The following is a 16876-nucleotide window of genomic DNA, read 5'->3' on the forward strand; positions in this document are numbered from 1 at the left end:
AGGCGCGTCTGCTACATCGTTGGAGCGTCAGGGGCCCAGGAACTTCGTGAGAACGCCGTACCCGTAGCCGGAGTAGCTCGGCTGCGCGGCGTTATAGACGGGGAAATCCGTGGAGGTCGTGTGACCAGCCACGAAGGCGTTTCCATGACCATCGACGGCGATGCCGAACAGATAATCGATGCCGCTCCCGCCCAGATACGTCGCGTACGCCGCCGCCGATCCCGAAGTATTCAGCTCCATCAAGAATCCGTCGAAGGTGCCGTGGTGAGACGTCTGAAGCGCATTCGCCGTCACTGGGAAGCTGGTCGATTCCGCCACCCCCGTGACGTACGCCTTTCCGCTGCTGCTCACGGCGATGCTGGGGAAGTCGTACCCGGTCTCGCCGCTCCCCACCCAGGTGGAGTACAAAAGGGCGCTGCCAGGCTCGTTGACCTTCGTCACGAATACGTCTATTTCATGGGCAGGTCCGCTCTTGGCGCTGCGGAACGCGCCCGGCGTCGTGGGGAAGTTGGTGGACCACGACGTTCCAACCACGTACGCATTGTAAGCGCTGTCCACCGCGATTCCGACCCCGGAGTCGCCGTAGCTGCCTCCGATCAGGGTCGAATAATAAGGCGCCGACCCGTTCGGGATCAGCTCGGTGACGAAAACATCATAACCCCACCAGGGGTCACCGGGGTTCCTCTGATATGCGCCGGGCGTCGTCGGGAAGGGGAGGCCGGCGACGTTCGGTAGAGGGGTCGTGCTCCCGACGACGTAGGCATAACCGGCCGCATCGACGGCGATGTCCATGGCGGCGTCGGAGCCGCTCCCTCCGAGGTACGTCGAGTACACGAGGCTCGAGCCCGACGCATTCAGCTTCGTGACGAATGCATCCGAGTCCCCGTGGTGTGCTTGCTGCATTGCCCCTGGCGTCACGGGGAAATCGACCGAACGCGTCTCGCCCGTCACGTAAGCATTTCCCGCGGAATCCACGGCGATTCCGTTCGGCTGGTCATCACCGCTACCGCCGAACCGGCTGTAGTAGGCGAGCGCATTGCCCGCGGCATTGAGCTTCGCGACGAGGATCGTCTGCGTCGGGCCGTACGAATCGGTCTTCGCGAGCACGTACACGCATCCCGCTTTGTCCACCGCGACATCCCGGACATCCTCCCAGCCCTCGCCGCCGAAGGTCGCCGTCCACAAGGGCACGCCGCTGGCGCTGTATTTGGCTACGAAGATATCCTGGTTATTCTGACCCGCCACGTACACGTTCCCCGCCGGGTCAACCGCCGGCTTGGTGCGCCAGTCTTCTCCCGTTCCTCCGACGAACGTCGAGAAACCCAGCGAGGTGAGCGCCTCCGTCGCCTCGGCGACGTTCTCCTCTTCGCCCACCACGTCGGAGCCGCCGCTCACCTCGACCTCCTCCCACTCTTCGACGACCATCTCGTCCACGGGCGCGCAACCCATCGCCGGCGCGAGGCAGGCCAAACAGAGCCCCGCAGCCGTCCATCGGCCCGTCGTCATCATCGCTTTGCCCAAGGTATGCGCAGGATTCATCGTGTGCCTCCCGTTGTCGGAGGCAGCATTGGCAGGAACCGGGCCAACGCTCGGGAAGCGGAAATAGGGGGTAAAAGCTCGAGCGGGTTTGGCCGTGGAGGGCGGCTGACGCGTCAATCCCGCGCGGGTGACGTCAACGGGACCGCTGACGCGTCAGCTCATGTGGTCTCATCTCAAAGCCGCTTCGCTGGGGCGTTGCCCCAGGCCCCACCAGGGGCTATCCGCCCCTGGACCCGGGGCCTGCGCAAGCGCTGGACCCGGGGTCGATGAACTGCGCGATGCGCAGTTCATCGAACAGGCCAAGGCAAGACCAAGACAGCGACGCTGGCATCACGGTCCGTGCGTGAGACGCACCTCGACAGTCTTGCCACCGGCCTGTGGAAGAACCGCGCATCGCGCGGTTCTTCCAACCCGAGTCCAGGGCTTGCCCTGGTTCGGGTCGAGGGGCGAACAGCCCCCGCGGGGTCCGGGGCAGCGCCCCGGCGCGGCGGCCCCAGCCCAAGAAGAGACCAATGCTCAGGCAGGCAGCCCCGTGGGTGGCAAGGCCTCCGCCGCGTCGCCGGAGGGGCGCGAGAGGCGGACCGCGCAGAACTTGAATTCGGGGATCTTTCCGAACGGATCGATCGCGTCGATCGTGAGCACGTTGGCGGCGGCCTCGCGGAAATGGAACGCGATGAAGACGCTGCCGACGCCGACCTTCGTGCTCGATCGCGCGACGAGTTCGATCGAGCCGCGGCGCGAGGTGACACGGACGCGTTCGCCCGGACGAACCCCGAGGCGGGCGAGGTCCTCGGGGTGCACCTCGACGAAGGCTTCGGGGGCGATGGCGTCGAGGGCGTAGGAGCGCCGGGTCATGGTGCCCGTGTGCCAGTGTTCGAGCAGGCGGCCCGTGTTGAGGACGAACGGATACTCGGCGTCGGGCGTCTCGCGGGCCGGCGTGTATTCGCAGGGCACGAGCTTTCCGCGGCCGTCGGGGGTTGGGAAGCCGTCGTCGAAGAGGATCTGGACGCCGTCCTTGGCCGCACGATCCGGTGCGGGCCAGAGGCGGCCGGCCTTGCCGAGGATGTCGTAATCGAGGTTCTGGTAGGCGTCCGTGAGCGAGGTGAACTCGTCGAAGATGTCGGAGGCCTTCGTATAGGGCATGGGATAACCCATGCGGTTCGAGATCTCGCAGACGATCTGCCAATCGAGCCGCGCGTCGCCCGGCGGTTTCAGGGCGGGGCGGCCGATCTGGACGCGGCGATCGGTGTTCGTGTACGTCCCGAGTTTTTCGAGGTAACTCGTGGCCGGGAGGATCACGTCGGCGAACTCGGCCGTCTCGGTGAGGAAGATGTCCTGCACGACGAGGAAATCGAGCTTCGCGAGGGCTTTTTTGACCTTGTTGACGTTGGGATCCGAGAGGAACGGGTTTTCGCCCATGCAATAGAGGGCCTTGAGCTTGTCTTCGAGCGCGGCGGTCGTGATTTCGGTGACCGTGAGGCCCGGTTTCGGATCGAGCGGGACGCCCCAGGCGCTTTCGAATTTGGCGCGGATGGCCGGGTCGGCGACGCGCTGGTAATCGGGGTACATCATGGGGATGAGGCCGGCGTCGCTCGCGCCCTGGACGTTGTTTTGCCCGCGCAAGGGGTGCAGGCCCGTGCCGGGCCGGCCGACGTTGCCCGTGACGAGGCAAAGCGAGATGAGGCAACGCGCGTTGTCCGTGCCGTGCGTGTGCTGCGAGATGCCCATGCCCCAGAACGTAATCGCCGCCCGCGCAGAGCCGTACGCCCGCGCGATCTCGCGGATGAGATCCGGCGCGACGCCGCAGATCTCGCTCGCGACCTCGGGGCTGTAACGCGCCACGGTTTCCTTCAGGGCCTCGAAGCCGGTCGTGTGGTTTTCGACGTAATCGGCGCGGTACAGGCCTTCGGCGAGGAGGACGTGGAGGAGGCCATTGTAGAATGCGACGTCGGTGCCGTTGCGAATGCGGGCGTAACGCCAGGCGTATTGCGCGACGTCGGGGCGGCGCGGGTCGACGACGATGAGCTTCGTGCCGCGGGCCGCGGCCTGCTTGAAGAAGGACGAGGCGACCGGGTGGTTCGCCGTGGTGTTCGTGCCCGCGAGCAGCGCGACGTCGGCCTCGGCGATGCCGGCGAACGTGTTCGTGACGGCGCCCGAGCCGATCGTCTCGAGCAACGCGGCCACGCTCGACGCATGGCAGAGGCGGGTGCAATGGTCGACGTTGTTCGTGCCGAAGACGGCGCGCACGAGCTTCTGGAAGACGTACGCCTCCTCGATCGAGCATTTCGCCGAGCCGAAGCCGGCCATCGCCGCGGGGCCATGCGTATCCCGCGCCTCGCGGAGGCGGGTCGCCACGAGGTCGAGCGCTTCGTCCCAGCTCGCCTCGCGGAAGGCAGGCAGGACGTCCTCGTACCGCACGAGGTGCCCTTTTCGGCGCCCGCCGCGCGCTTCCTGTGCGTTGGGCGACGCATCCGAGAGCGAGCCTTTCGGATACCGCACGCGGATGAGCGGCTTCTGGAGCCGCTGCGGGTGCATGGCGTAATCGTAGCCATACCGACCCTTCACGCAGAGCCGCTCGTGGTTCGCCTCGCCGTCGCGGCCGTCGACGTACACGATGCGGTTCGCCTCCTCGTCGACGTTGTACGTGAGCGCGCAGCCCACGCCGCAATAGGGACAAACGCTGTCGACCTGCTTCAAATGCACGCGCGGCGCGAGCGGGGCGCTCACGGGCTTGTTGACGAGCGCGCCCGTGGGACACACCGCCATACATTCCCCGCACGAGACGCACGTGCTCTCGCCCATCGGGCGATCGAGGTCGAAACCGATCCGCGCACCATACCCCTTGCCCGTCCGGCCGATGACGTCGTTGTGCTGGATCTCGTCGCAGCCGCGGACGCATCGATCGCAGAGGATGCAGGCGTCGTGGTGGACGGAAATGACCTTCGAGGATTTGTCCTCGCCGCGGGCATGGCCGTGGGGCAAGCGGCTGCCATCCACGCCGTAGCGGCGGGCGAGCGCGTAAAGCTCATTTCCCCCGGTGGTGCTCTCCTTGGGGCAAACCTCGGGCTGGTCGCTCATGAGCAGCTCGACGAGGACCTTGCGCTGGCGTTCGACGCGCGGTGACGCCGTCGCGACTTTCATGTTCGGCTCGCAAGGCCGTACGCACGAAGCCGCGAGCGTCCGGCCGCCGACGTCGACGACGCAAAGACGACAGACGCCGACGGGGCGGAGGCGCTCGTCGTGGCAGAGGACCGGGATGTCGATGCCGAGGGCCTTCGCCGCTTCCCAGATCGTGGTGCCCTCGGGGACGGTGACGCTCTGTCCGTCGATCGTGAGCGTGACGGTGCGCGGGGACGTGGCCGTATCCGGTGCCGCGGGCGCTTGCATGCGGCGGATTGTGGCACGAGGAGGCCCGGACAGAAGTCGGGGAAATGCATCGGCTCGCCGCGTCAAAGGCGCGCGAGCTGCGTCAAGCAGTGCCGAGCGGACGGACGGCGGCCGCCGTCATTCGCAGCCCATTCCCTCGGCGGGCAGGCCGCAGGTGGAGAGCCAGTCGAGCAGGATTTGTTTGTCCGCTTCGGGGAGCGTGGCCATGAGGGGCATGAAGCCGCTCTCAACGACCTCGGCCATACGCACGAAGCGGGGCTTCGTGGTCATGCCATGGGGCAGGCGGGTGTCCTCGTACGTGAGCAGCGAGTAAGGCGCGTTGTTGAGCGGCGGCGATTGGTGGCAGCCGTGGCAGTGCGTTTGGAGGACAGTGAAGACGTCGCAGGGGAAATCGCCGGTGGCCGGCGTGTCCTCGCAGGTCGGGCCGGCGTCGCCGCCCCCGCCGCCGCCCGCGCCGCCGCCCCCGTCGCTCGTCGGGAGGGGAGGGATCGGAGGGCTGCCAGGCGGGACACATTGCCCGCCGAGACAGCCTTCTTCGAGCTCCGCGGTGCACGCGGGGCCGAGGGCGGCGAGGAACGAGAGCAAGGCGAGCGGCGCGAGTCGACGAGAAAGAAGAGGCATTGCGGGAGAATAGCGCAACCGGGCGGGCGTCGGGGGGTGGCTTTCTCGGGGGAAACACGCCACGCACCCCGCTCGCCCGGGTGCGAGGGCCGTCTATCTCACTTGCTCACTTGCAGGGCTCGGACATCGCGATCGTGTGCTTGCAATGCTCATCCGCCGCATCCGCGTCGGTCGCCGCCACCGAGAGGTGATAGAGGCGGCACTCGGTCGTATTGCCGCCCGTGAAGTTCGCCGCGTTGTACGGCATGCCCGCGGCCGTCCACGCCATGCACGACGTCATGCATTCGCCCTCCTGCGGCCACTCGGTCGGGCAGGTCTTCACGGCGAGCGAGCAGAACGCCTCGCAAAGCGAGCCGCACATCGCGCCGCCGCTCGGGCCGCCGTGCGGGCAGTGCTTCGCCGGATCACCCGTCGCCGCGCTCGTGTGATAAACGCGACACTGCATCGTGTTGCCGGCCGCGTCGTTGTCCTTGCCGTCGGCCGGGAAGCCCGCGCAGCTGCCCATGCAGCTCGCCTTGTCGGCATACTGCTGGTATTCGCCCGCGCAGTTCGTCGCGATGTCCGTGCAATATTTGTCGCAGTCGACCGCGCTCGCGCCGCCACCCGCGCCGCCCGCGCCGCCCGTACCGCCCGCGCCGCCCGTACCGCCGGCCGCACCGGAGCCGCCCGTACCGCCGGAGCCGCCGCTGTTCTCATCGCCGCAACCCGTGGCCGCGATGAGCGAGGTGGAGGCCAGCAAAGCACCCAGGAAAACAAGGCCATGTTTGGTCATGTAAAGCACTCTCTCCGTTCCGACCAGAACGTCGAGCCTGGGGCGTCCTCCGTGCGAAATTCGCTCGCAAGCGGAGCACGTCCATGGCGAAAGGAGGTCGGAGTCCCTCGCATACGCGCAGCGGGACGCGGCGGTTCCATGTCTCGATGTCCGCGATCCGCGCGCGAATTTCGAGTGGCAGTGATTTTGCTCACGGTCTCCGGGGGCCCCGATTTCCTGCTCATCGCAGCGGCATAAGGTTGACACCGGAGGCGCGTCGATTCTCTGCGGTATCGTAATGCGAATCAGGTGCAGCCGGTAGAATCTGAAAAGAATGGAGTCGGCCAGAGGGTGGCTCTTTCCGCGACGGGAACTGCGACTGCTCACTGGCTCTACCGTATCCGCGCCGCACACCGATCCGACCTGCGCGATCCGGGAAATGCAATCGGCGACGGTCGCATGGCAAGAGCTGCTCGCCCGGTGCCGATTCCCGACCGTCCAGACTGTCGTCATTCGTCCGGGTCGAGCGTCAGGCGTACATGGCGGAGCCCCGGCGTCTGGTCCGGCGATTGCTCCGAATCCTGAACATGTCGACGCGGTCCTCGCCCAGCAGGAACGTTCTCGCCACGAAGAGCGAAGGCACGAACGACGCGGCGCCCGTCTCGTCGAACCGGGGCAGCGGCATCCGTCGCGTGGTCCTCCCCGAGCCGTTGCCGCCGCCGAGCGAAGGGCTCGCCGCGGCGCTGTCGTTCCTCGAGGGCGTCGCCTCGCGACGGATGTGCCGGGAAGAGCTGCGCTCGTGGATCGACCGGAACCTCGTGCACACGGGTTACATGGCCCGTCCCTGGCGCATCCAGGAGCCGCTTTTCGGCGCCTTGCCCGCCGACAAGCACTGCAGCGCGTTCCTGCCCGAGATCCCGCCGACGGACGAGACGGCCGCGATCCTGGTCCGCACGCGCGCGCGCGTGGTCGGGTACCTGCGCGGGCTGCTCCAGTCGCCGGTCGACGACCGCTTCCTTTCGGCCGCGATCTTCGCGGGTCGGGTCCGTCGGGTCGTCGTGGGCGATTCGATGCAATGGGTGCCGCGCCCGCGCAGCCACGACATCCTGAGCGACATCGTGATGAGCCTGTTCGTCTCCGACATTCTGGGCCAGCGGGAGTTTTACGCGCAAAACCTGTGCATTTGCGACACCTGCGGCCGCGTGCGTTTCGACCCCGAGCCGCCTCAGCGCGACAAGTGCTTCTTCTGCTAGTTCGCTTGCGCGGCGTCTGCCCGTAACGCGCTGCCGCCCACGAACAAGGCGTTGCCATGCGCGCTATTCCGGGTGAAGTAGGGGCATGATCGATCTGCGCTCGGATACCGTGACGCGGCCCACGGCCGCGATGCGGGAGGCCATGGCCCGGGCCGAGGTGGGCGACGACGTGTACGGGGAAGACCCGACGATCGCGCGCCTCGAGACGTACACGGCCGAGATCACCGGCAAGGCGGCGGCGCTGTTCGTGCCGAGCGGGACGATGAGCAATCAGATCGCCCTGCTCTGCCACACGCAGCGCGGCGACGAGGTGATCATCGGCGAAGGCGCGCACTGCGCGTTCTACGAGTCGGGTGCAGGCGCGGCTTGGTCCGGTGTGCAGTTCGAGATCGCCGGGCGCGGCGGTCTGTTCAAGCCGGACGAGCTGAAAGAGGTCATCAAGCCGCCGTACGACTACCACCCGCGGCCGCGCGTGGTCGCGCTGGAGAACACGCACAACCGAGCAGGCGGTCGGGTGTTTCCGCAACACGACGTGCTCGCGATCGCGGAGGTCGCGCGGGCACACGGGCTCGCGATGCACCTCGACGGGGCGCGCGTGTGGAACGCGTCGGTCACGTCGGGGCTCTCGGTCGCGGAGCTGTGTGCACCGTTCGACACGGTGAGTGTTTGCTTCTCAAAAGGTCTCGGCGCGCCGGTGGGATCGGCGCTCTGCGGCGACGCGCAGACGATCGTACGCGCGCGTAGGTTCCGGAAGATGCTCGGCGGCGGCATGCGGCAGGCCGGTGTGCTCGCCGCGGGCGCGCTTTACGCGCTCGAACATCACCGCGCGCGGCTCGCGGAGGATCATGCCGCTGCACGCGTGATCGGCGCTGCGATCCGCGAGGTGTCCGGGGCGTCCGTGCGCGAGGTGGAGACGAACATCGTGCAGATCGATCTGCCCGTGGCGGCCGACGAGCTCGTGGCGGCTGCGCGCGCGCGTGGTGTGCTCGTCGGCGCATCGGGCGCGCGGCGCGTGCGCGTGGTGACGCACCTCGATCTGCCGGCCGCGCGTGTCTCCGAGGCCGCCGCTGCGCTCGCGGATGCAACGCGCGAGGTCGTCACGCGAAAGGCGACGCCGACGTGAGCGCGCGGCGCGCCTTCGGGTTTGTCCTCGCGTGGTGGCTCGTGGGGTGCGGGCCGAGCCTCGGCGACGCGTACGAGCGCTCGTTCGCCGCAGGGCAGAGGGCGCATCACGCGGGGCGCTACGAGGACGCCGCGAAGAGCTACGAGGAAGCCGCGCGTGTCGCCGAGCGCGTGAAGGATCGCGACGAGGCTCTCTTCCTCGTGGCGCGCATGCACGAGCGGCGCGGCGCGCACGCCGAGGCGAAGGTCGCGCTCCAGAAGCTCGCCGAGACTTCACCGGATGGGCCACGCGCAGGCCGCGCCGCCTTCGAGCTCGCCGATCTCGAGATCGAGCACGGCGACGCGGAGCGCGGATACGCGATGCTCTTCGACGCGACGGCGAAGCACACGAAGAACGGCCTCGCACGGAGAGCGGTGAAGCGACTCGTGGAGCACGAGCGCGAGCGCGGCGGCGACGAGGCGGTGCTCGCGTGGGCAAAAGGCCCGGCGCGGATCCTCCGGAACACGGACCTCGAAGAGAACGTCGACTACGAAACGGCGCTCGCGCTCGAACGGCTCGGGCGCCTCGCGGAGGCCCGCGATACGCTCGTCGCGCTCTCGCAAGCGCATCCGTACCCGTTCGGGACGCTGACGGACGACGCGCTCTGGCACGCGTCGCTGATCGAAGAGAAGCTCGGGCGCTACGAGGCGGCGATCGATCATCTGCGCACGCTGCTCGCGGTGCGCGAGTCCTCGCACCTCACGGGCAGCTACGAACGTCCGCGGTATTCACCGGCGCAGATGCGCGTGGCGGAGCTCTACCGCGATCGACTGCACGATCATCGCGCCGCGCGCCGCGAGCTGCACAAGGTCTACGCCGATCATCCGACGTCCGTCCTGCGCGACGACGCGCTCTGGGCCGAGGCACGCCTCGCGCGCGAGGACGGCGACGCAGGCGAGGCTTGCGACCTCGCCGAACGCTTGCGCAAGGACTTTTCCGACTCGCGATACGCGCGCTGCGCGCACCTCGTCTGCGACGAGATCAGGCCCGCGCCGAACGAAAAGCCGTGCGCGGGCTACATCGAGCGAGAGGCGAGCGGACAGAAGGACGAGGCGCCGGCGGATCCCGGGGAAAACTGACGGCGAGCGTCAGTCCTCCTCGTCGTCCTCTTCCTCGAGCTCCTCGTCTTCGTCGTCGTCGAGGTCGTCGTCGTCGTCGTCGACGTCGTCGTCCTCGACCTCCTCCTCGTCCTCTTCTTCACGCTGCTCGTACTTGAGATCGATGCCCATCTCGCCGAGCTGCGTTTCGAGGAGCTCGAAGAGCTCGTCGACGTCGTCGCCGCTCCACTCGTCGAGGACGTCGGTCAAGAATTCGAAGAAATCACCGCTGTCGAGCCGACGCTCGATCTCTTCGACCTGCTCCTCGCTGAACGCCTCGAGGACGTCCTCGCGCAGGGCCTCCGTATCGCCTTCGTCGATCGCGTCCGCAGCGGAGAGGCGGATCTGCTTAACCGCACGCTTGTCGAGGTGGATCTCCATGAGCGTGGCTCCGTTTAGGCGACCAACCATGGCGACGTCAAGCGCGCCGATGATCGGCGAAAAGGTTTCCGAGACGTTGGCGCAGGCGCGCGCCGCGTCAAGGCGAGAGTCCCGGAGTCCGGCATGACCAGGTGCCCCCCGCCCGTCGCGTCGGGTCGCGCCTTCCTCGGCCTTGCCCGGAGCGGAAAGGGTAGGGGTCGAGAGGTCCCGCCCCCGCCGGGCGCCCCGGCGCGCGCGGCGGGTTGCGGGCTCCCGCGCACGCGCGTAGCGTGAGCGCCGGTGAGCGCGCAACGGCCCTTCGGTCTGCTCCTCTGCGCCTCTCTGCTCGCCGCCTCCGGAACGGCGCGTGGTGAGCCGAGCGCCTCGCTGCCTCCGGCAAACGAGCCTTTGCGCGTCCTCGGGGGCGTCCGTCCACCGCCGCTCCACGTCGAGTACTTCCAGTACGGCGTGGCGATCGTGGCCGAGACGAACCTCGACGCCGGCGCGGTCTGCGCACCCGAAGGTGGAAAGGCCGCGCCGTGTATCCTGGGCGGAGCCGGGGGGCTCGCGATCCGCGGCGGATATCGATCCGCCGGGCCCTGGTACATCGGCGGCGCCTACCAGTTCGCGAAGATGGACTCGAGCAATCTCTATCGGCTCGGGATCTTCCAGCAGCTCCGCTTCGAGATGCGCTACCTGCCGGACTTGGGGACGCGCGCCGCGCCCTACGCTTCCTGGGGGATCGGGGCGCTCGCATACGGGAACGAGTGGGGCGTCGAGACGGGCGGCGGGCTGCTCTTCGGGGGCCTCGGCGTCGAAATCGAGCTTTCCCGGGTGGCGATCCTCGGCTTCGGTCTGGTCTATCGACCGATGCTCATCGCTGGATGGACCGATACGGCGGGAGCAGTCCGTGCCACGGGCGTGGCGCACTTTCTGGGGGCCGAATTCCAGTTCGAGCTCCGCAGCGAGATCGGGCGCAGGTAGCTCGAGCGGGCCGCGGGGCGCGGTTTTCGTGTCGAGCTTGCGCTCGGGCACTTGACTCGAAAGCGCCTCCGCGGTCCTCTCGCGGCTGTGATCTGCGACGTCTGCGGTCGTGATAACGAGGGCAACCTGACGTTTTGCCTGGATTGCGGCAGGCGCCTCCGGACCCAGGGGCGCGGCGTCCCGCCCACGCCGCCCCACGGCATCGAGCGCGTCGAGCGCGCTGCCGTCGCCGAGGTCCGCAGCACGGACGACACGCCGAACTCCGCCCCCGCGATCGCCTCGAACCCCGCTCCCTCAGCGAACCCGACATCCGGCAGTCCGACATCCGGCAGTCCGACGTCCGGCAGCCCGACGTCCGGCAGCCCGACGTCCGGTAGCCCGACGTCCGGCGGCTCGGCTTCGTCTCCGAAGCCCTCGGCGCCGCGCTCCAGGCCCGAAGCGCCCGCGCTTCAGTTCACCGTCTCGTTCGGCGCCGAGGCGATCACGACGTGCCCGAGCTGTCGCTCGTCGAATCCGCCCGGCTATCGCTTCTGCGTGACGTGCGGCGCGTCGCTCGGGCGTCCCGCCTCGACCGCTTCGAGCGAAGCAGCCGTCGTACGTCGCGCGCCGGAGTCCGAGCCCGAGCCCGAGTTTTTCGCCGCGCCCGTGGCCGCGCCGCCGGAGCCGTCTCCGTCGCTGCCCGCGGCTGCTCCCACGCAGCCTCCCGCGCCCACGCCGATCACGGAGGCCCCCGCGGCCCGGCCTACGCTTCCCCGTTCGGTCGTCGCGCCGAGCGCGGAGAGCGCGCCGGCCACGAGCCCCGACGATGCGGGCGACAAGATCATCGGCGCGCCCGTCGTGGGCATTGCGACGACCCGGACCGGCCCTCCGCGGCTCGTCCGTTGTGCTCGCTGCCACGGTCATTCCGCGGAGGGCATGCGCTTCTGCAAGTATTGCGGCGCGCCGCTCGACGAGGGGGAGAAGGCCGCCCGTGCGGAGGCCGAGCCCACGTTCACCGAGCCCGTGACCGCGGGCCGCAGGGACGAGCGGCTCGTGTCCACCTTCGTGGCGCCCGCGCCGGCCTCGCCTTCGGTGACGCCGAGTGGTCGCGTCCAGACCGGCCGGCTCGTCGTGATCGTGGAGGATGGCAGCGAAGGCAAGTCGTTTCCGCTCGTGGACCGCCAGGTCGACGTGGGCCGGACCGAGGGAGACATCCTTCTGCCGGACGATCTGTACGTCTCCCCGCGGCATGCGCGCCTCCTGCCCCAGGGTGGTCACTGGATCCTCCGGAATCTTCATTCCACGAACGGGGTCTACCGGCGCATCCGGGAACCGCACGCGCTGAAAGACGGCGACTTGCTCCTCCTGGGCCTCGAAGTGTTACAGTTCGAAACCGTGAACGACGCGGAGCGAGGGCTCGGGCATGCAACCCAGCATGGGACCCTGTTGTTCGGGTCTCCCTCGACCCCGCGACGCGCACGGCTCTGTCAGCGGACGGTCGAGGGGGTGACCCGCGACGTGTACCATCTGTTCCGGGACGAAACGGTGATCGGGCGAGAGGTGGGAGACATCGTTTTTACGGCAGATCCGTTCCTGTCGAGACGGCACGCCGTCCTTCGTAGGAGCTCGATGAGCGGCGAGTTCACGATCACGGATCTGGACTCTTCGAACGGCACCTACGTCGCGATCCGCTCGGACGTCACCCTCGACAACGGCGACTACCTACGCATCGGCCAGCACCTGTTCCGGGTGGACCTCTCGTAGTGAGCCCATGAGCGAACAAGCCTCCCGAGAGACGCAGCCCGACTCGAACCGCCCCGCGGACAGCGCCGAAGGTCTACCCGGCGAGCGGAAGCTGAAGAAGTCCGCTCCGATCAAGCTTCGCTTGTTCGGCCGCACGGACGTGGGCCAGGTACGCGAGCACAACGAGGACAACTTCATCGTCGCGGACCTGACGAAGGCGAGCCGCGGCTTGATGGAGACCGACCGGAACCAGATCGTCGGCGAGCGCGGCGTGCTCCTCGGCGTCTGCGACGGCATGGGCGGCGCGGCCGCCGGCGAGGTCGCGAGTCAGCTCGCGGTCGACATCATCTTCCAAAAGATGATCTCGGGCGAGCCGCCGAAGGATCACGACGAGATCGCGGCGAGGCTCGTGCACTCGATCGAGTCCGCGGGCCTGCGCATCTTCAGCGAGGCGAAGCTCGATCGCACCCGGCGCGGCATGGGCACGACGTCCACCGTGGCGGCGCTCGTCGACGATCACCTCTTCATCGGCCAGGTCGGCGACAGCCGCGCGTACATCCTTCGCGGCGACAGGCTCGTGCAGGTCACGCGGGATCAGTCGCTCGTCAACCAGCTCATCGAGGCCGGTCAGCTCACCGAGGAGGAGGCCGAAACCTTCGAGCACAACAACATCATCCTGCAGGCGCTCGGCACCTCGGACAGCGTGCAGGTGGACCTCACGTTCGTCGAGCTCAAGCGCGGCGACACGCTGCTGCTCTGCTCCGACGGTCTCTCGGGCATGGTGCGCAACGAGGAGATCCGCGAGGTCCTGCGCACGATCGATGATCCGCTCGAGGTCTGTAAGACCCTGACCGATCGCGCGAATCAAGCGGGCGGTCACGACAACATCACCGTCGTCGTGTCGAAGTTCGAGGGCGAGGCGCTGCCCGAGCCGACGGAGGAGGACATCTCGGGGCTGCGCTACCGCAAGTACCAGCTCCCCGAGCCGATGCCGCCGAGCTCGCTCAACGCCCCCGATCCGAGCCGCCGTGTCAAGGAGCTCGATCAGCCGAAGATCTCGGTGCCGCTCACGCCGCTGCCCTCGTCGTCCTCGTCCGAGGGGCACCGCCGGGAGAGCGACTCGGAGCGGCGGGAAGAGCCCTCGAAGGACGGAGAGGGTCCATCTTCGTACGGGCCGCGTTCCCACGGCTCGGACGATCCCATCCACATCCCGACCGACGGCGCGCCGCAGTGGCTCATCGTGATGATGATCGCGAGTGCGCTCGCGTGTATCACGATCGCCGGGTACTACCTGCTCAAGCCCTAGAGCATCGACGTGCTCGGAAGCGCGCGAAGCGAGCTTCCCTCGGGGGGTGAATCGTCCGGGCTTTGCCCGGACGAGAGGGGGACGCGAGGCGTCCCCCTCGGGACAAAAGAGCTAGAACAGCGAGCGGTTTACAACCGCTCGATGTTCTAGCGTTCGGCTGGCGAAGCCCGGCCACCAAAAATATACTCGCGGGATGCCGAGCGAGGTGCCGCGCGAGGCGATGGACGCGGACGGTCGTGTGGACGTCGCGACCGCGCAGCGCATCGTCGAGAACGCTGTCGCGCGCGCCACGAGCGGGCCCGACAAGAGCACAAGCATCATCGAGGCGAAGGTCGCCGAGGCGACGCGGCGAGGCGCGCGGCTGAACGCGCTGCTCGCATTCGGCGTGGCCGTGACGCTGGTCGCCCTCGTGGTGGCGGCCTTCGTCGTGTACCGATCGCAGCGCGCGGCGGCGATCCTGACGGCCGAGGCGGGGCTCGACGCGCGTCCAGCGACCGCGCCCGTGGGCACGTTGCCGACGAAGGTGCTCACGGGGCGAGAGATCTACGAGCAGAACAAGGGCGCGCTCTACGTGCTCGCGTACACGCAGAACCGCCGCATCAGCGGGTGCTGCAGCGCGTTCGCGATCAACAAGACCCAGCTCGTGACGAACGCCCACTGCGTCACGTCGTGCGGAGCGCGCGGCGGAAAGCCCGTCGTCGTGCAGAACGAATCGGCCGGGAAGGTCGAGCTCGAGGTCGTCGCGCAGCGCGCGCACCCGACCTACAACGCAAACTCGAAGCGCGCGGACACGCCCGACGTGGCGCTGCTCCGCGTGAAGGGGACGCTGCCCGTGGCCGTCACGCTGGCGAGCGACACGGAGCTCCGCGCGCTCGGGCCCGGCGACGACGTGTACGTGCTCGGATTTCCGGGGCGCGTGATGGATCCGGTGAGCCCGTCGGCGACGTTCCTGAGTGGGCACCTCGGCCGGCTGATGGGCTTCGACGAGCAGGCCACATCGGGTGACAAGGCCACGGTGATCCTGCACGACGCGGTCACGCGCGGCGGCAACAGCGGTAGCCCCATCTTCAACCAGTACGGCCACGTCATCGGCGTTCACGCGGCCCATGTGGACGACGAGGAAAACATCTCCATCGACGGGCAGAAGACGACGATCGTGCAAGCCTCTCCGTACCGCATCGGCATGCGGATCGATCTCGTCCGCGGGGTACCCACGCCGTGAACCTCCGGATCGTGCACACCGCAGGGCAAAGAGCCGGGACGTTCCAGATCTTCGAACGCGACGTCGTGCGGCTCGGTCGCTCGCCGGACAACGACGTCGTCTTCGACGCGAACCACGACCGCGAGGCGAGCGGGCATCACGCGGAGCTGCGTCGCGAGGGCGGCGCCTGGTACGTCGTGGATCTCGGCAGCCGCAACGGAACGTACGCCAACGGGCAGCGGATCCAGCAGCGGTACCCGCTCGCGCCGGGGACGGAGGTGAGCTTCGGCGCGAAGGGGCCGCGGATCCGGATCGAGCTCGTGCCCGCCGCTGCGCCGCCGCCGATGCCGCCGATGCCGGCCATGCCGATGCCGCAGCCGATGCCGCAGCCGATGCCGCAGCCGATGCCGGAGATGGCGCACGTCGCCGCGGCGCCGCGCGTGCAGATCGCGCAGGCCGTGCAGCCGGCGCCGCCCGCGGGCGCGCGCGTCGGGCAACGGACGATCGCGATGATGATCTCGCAGGCCGTCGCCGCGGCGAGCGGGCGCCAGAAGTTCGGGCGGACGGCGGAGCTCAACGCGATCGTCGAGGAGAAGGTCACGGCGGCGACGGCGTCGCAGCGGAGAACGGCGTACGCGCTCGGCGGGCTCCTCGTCGTCGCGCTGCTCGCGCTCGGCGGGCTCATCTTCTGGAGCACGCGCTCGCAGGACGAGATCCAGCGCCTGCGCGAGGAGCTCGCGCAGATGCCGCCCGAGGATCCGCGCCGCAAGGAGATCGAGGGGCGGCTCGGCAACCTGCACCCGTCGAACGCAAGCTTCGGCCGAAACCTCTACGACCGCTCGAAGAAGGGCATCTTCATGCTCGCTTCGAAGGGCGAGGGCTTCTGCACGGCGTTCGCCGTGAGGCCCTCGATGCTTGCGACGAGCGCGCACTGCATCCAGGAGGCGAAGGCGAAGGGCTCGGTGGTCGCGCTGGAGAACGAGGGGCGCGGGCAGGCGCGCTTCGACGTGATCGAGATGCGCACGCATCCCGGCTATCGCCCGACCGATCAGGAGAGCATCACACCCGACGTCGGTGTCGTGACCATCCGCGGCCGCTCGGCCGTCGTGCTGGAGATCGCGACGAAGCAAGAGCTTTCGGCGACGGGCGCGGGCGACGACGTGTACCTCATCGGCTTTCCCGGCCGCTTGATGGACGCGACGAACCCCGCCGCGACCTTCCTCGCCGCGCACATCGGCCGCGTCACGGGCGCATCCGGCCGGCCCGCGGCATACCAGGACGCCTGGCTCGTGCAGCACGACGCCGCGACGACACGCGGCTCGAACGGCAGCCCCATCTGGAGCGGCCAGGGCAAGGTGATCGCGGTGAACTCGGGCGGCTACCTCGAAGAGGGCGAGGAGAAGATCGCAGGTCGGAAGACGGAGGTCGTGAAGGCCTCACCGTACAAGTTCGGCATGCGGATCGATCTCGTCGAGGCGCTCCTCAAGTAGTCA

13 protein-coding genes are annotated in these 16876 nt (G+C 68.5%); 8 read left to right on the plus strand and 5 right to left on the minus strand.

Features of this window, described 5'->3' with window-relative positions:
• Positions 1 to 27: 27 nt before the first annotated feature.
• The 4 genes from KEG38_RS18700 to KEG38_RS18715 form a co-directional block, all read right to left on the minus strand.
• Positions 28 to 1539 carry an SBBP repeat-containing protein gene (locus tag KEG38_RS18700; protein WP_272421064.1) on the minus strand — a complete coding sequence of 504 codons (1512 nt, stop codon included), beginning with the start codon at positions 1537 to 1539 and terminating at the stop codon, positions 28 to 30.
• A gap of 516 nt (positions 1540 to 2055) precedes the next feature.
• Positions 2056 to 4926, minus strand: coding sequence for a formate dehydrogenase subunit alpha (gene fdhF, locus KEG38_RS18705; protein WP_272421065.1), 2871 nt, complete (start codon positions 4924 to 4926; stop codon positions 2056 to 2058).
• 117 nt (positions 4927 to 5043) lie between these two features.
• Entirely contained in the window at positions 5044 to 5547 is a 504-nt protein-coding gene (locus KEG38_RS18710; RefSeq protein ID WP_272421066.1) for a hypothetical protein, read from the minus strand.
• Between the two features lie 106 nt (positions 5548 to 5653).
• Entirely contained in the window at positions 5654 to 6319 is a 666-nt protein-coding gene (locus tag KEG38_RS18715) for a hypothetical protein (RefSeq protein ID WP_272421067.1), read from the minus strand.
• Positions 6320 to 6885: 566 nt separating this feature from the next.
• Between KEG38_RS18715 and KEG38_RS18720 the strand changes: the two genes are divergently transcribed.
• From KEG38_RS18720 to KEG38_RS18730, 3 genes are all read left to right on the plus strand, one after another.
• Complete coding sequence (locus KEG38_RS18720) at positions 6886 to 7551, plus strand: hypothetical protein (RefSeq protein WP_272421068.1); 666 nt, start codon at positions 6886 to 6888, stop codon at positions 7549 to 7551.
• Positions 7552 to 7636: 85 nt separating this feature from the next.
• Positions 7637 to 8674: a low-specificity L-threonine aldolase gene (gene ltaE, locus KEG38_RS18725; protein WP_272421069.1), complete on the plus strand. Its 1038-nt coding sequence runs from the start codon at positions 7637 to 7639 to the stop codon at positions 8672 to 8674.
• Positions 8671 to 9792, plus strand: coding sequence for a tetratricopeptide repeat protein (locus KEG38_RS18730; RefSeq protein WP_272421070.1), 1122 nt, complete (start codon positions 8671 to 8673; stop codon positions 9790 to 9792). The genes ltaE and KEG38_RS18730 overlap by 4 nt, the downstream gene beginning before the upstream one ends.
• Positions 9793 to 9801: 9 nt before the next feature.
• Here the strand turns inward: KEG38_RS18730 and KEG38_RS18735 are convergent, their stop codons facing one another.
• A complete protein-coding gene (locus KEG38_RS18735; RefSeq protein ID WP_272421071.1) occupies positions 9802 to 10191 on the minus strand; it encodes a hypothetical protein in 390 nt (129 codons plus the stop codon).
• A gap of 279 nt (positions 10192 to 10470) precedes the next feature.
• Between KEG38_RS18735 and KEG38_RS18740 the strand changes: the two genes are divergently transcribed.
• The 5 genes from KEG38_RS18740 to KEG38_RS55555 all read left to right on the plus strand — a co-directional run bounded on the left by KEG38_RS18740 (position 10471) and on the right by KEG38_RS55555 (position 16873).
• On the plus strand, positions 10471 to 11154 hold the full coding sequence (locus KEG38_RS18740; RefSeq protein ID WP_272421072.1) for a hypothetical protein: 684 nt from the start codon (positions 10471 to 10473) through the stop codon (positions 11152 to 11154).
• A gap of 51 nt (positions 11155 to 11205) precedes the next feature.
• Positions 11206 to 12897, plus strand: coding sequence for an FHA domain-containing protein (locus tag KEG38_RS18745; RefSeq protein ID WP_272421073.1), 1692 nt, complete (start codon positions 11206 to 11208; stop codon positions 12895 to 12897).
• 7 nt (positions 12898 to 12904) lie between these two features.
• Positions 12905 to 14182: a Stp1/IreP family PP2C-type Ser/Thr phosphatase gene (locus KEG38_RS18750; RefSeq protein WP_272421074.1), complete on the plus strand. Its 1278-nt coding sequence runs from the start codon at positions 12905 to 12907 to the stop codon at positions 14180 to 14182.
• Positions 14183 to 14375: 193 nt separating this feature from the next.
• On the plus strand, positions 14376 to 15404 hold the full coding sequence (locus KEG38_RS18755) for a trypsin-like serine peptidase (protein ID WP_272421075.1): 1029 nt from the start codon (positions 14376 to 14378) through the stop codon (positions 15402 to 15404).
• Positions 15401 to 16873, plus strand: a complete 1473-nt coding sequence (locus KEG38_RS55555) for an FHA domain-containing protein (RefSeq protein ID WP_272421076.1) — start codon at positions 15401 to 15403, stop codon at positions 16871 to 16873. Before KEG38_RS18755 ends, KEG38_RS55555 begins: the two co-directional genes overlap by 4 nt.
• Positions 16874 to 16876: the final 3 nt, after the last annotated feature.

Source organism: Polyangium jinanense (genome assembly GCF_028435265.1).
Taxonomy (GTDB): domain Bacteria; phylum Myxococcota_A; class Polyangia; order Polyangiales; family Polyangiaceae; genus Polyangium; species Polyangium jinanense.

What these genes read in the sequence shown, in the direction of transcription:
- fdhF (WP_272421065.1), bottom strand. Translation starts at nt 4,926, where the DNA reads ATGCAAGCGCCCGCGGCACCGGATACGGCCACGTCCCCGCGCACCGTC.
- KEG38_RS18750 (WP_272421074.1), top strand. Translation starts at nt 12,905, where the DNA reads ATGAGCGAACAAGCCTCCCGAGAGACGCAGCCCGACTCGAACCGCCCC.
- KEG38_RS18735 (WP_272421071.1), bottom strand. Translation starts at nt 10,191, where the DNA reads ATGGAGATCCACCTCGACAAGCGTGCGGTTAAGCAGATCCGCCTCTCC.
- KEG38_RS18720 (WP_272421068.1), top strand. Translation starts at nt 6,886, where the DNA reads ATGTCGACGCGGTCCTCGCCCAGCAGGAACGTTCTCGCCACGAAGAGC.
- KEG38_RS18710 (WP_272421066.1), bottom strand. Translation starts at nt 5,547, where the DNA reads ATGCCTCTTCTTTCTCGTCGACTCGCGCCGCTCGCCTTGCTCTCGTTC.
- KEG38_RS18755 (WP_272421075.1), top strand. Translation starts at nt 14,376, where the DNA reads ATGCCGAGCGAGGTGCCGCGCGAGGCGATGGACGCGGACGGTCGTGTG.
- KEG38_RS18700 (WP_272421064.1), bottom strand. Translation starts at nt 1,539, where the DNA reads ATGAATCCTGCGCATACCTTGGGCAAAGCGATGATGACGACGGGCCGA.
- KEG38_RS18715 (WP_272421067.1), bottom strand. Translation starts at nt 6,319, where the DNA reads ATGACCAAACATGGCCTTGTTTTCCTGGGTGCTTTGCTGGCCTCCACC.
- ltaE (WP_272421069.1), top strand. Translation starts at nt 7,637, where the DNA reads ATGATCGATCTGCGCTCGGATACCGTGACGCGGCCCACGGCCGCGATG.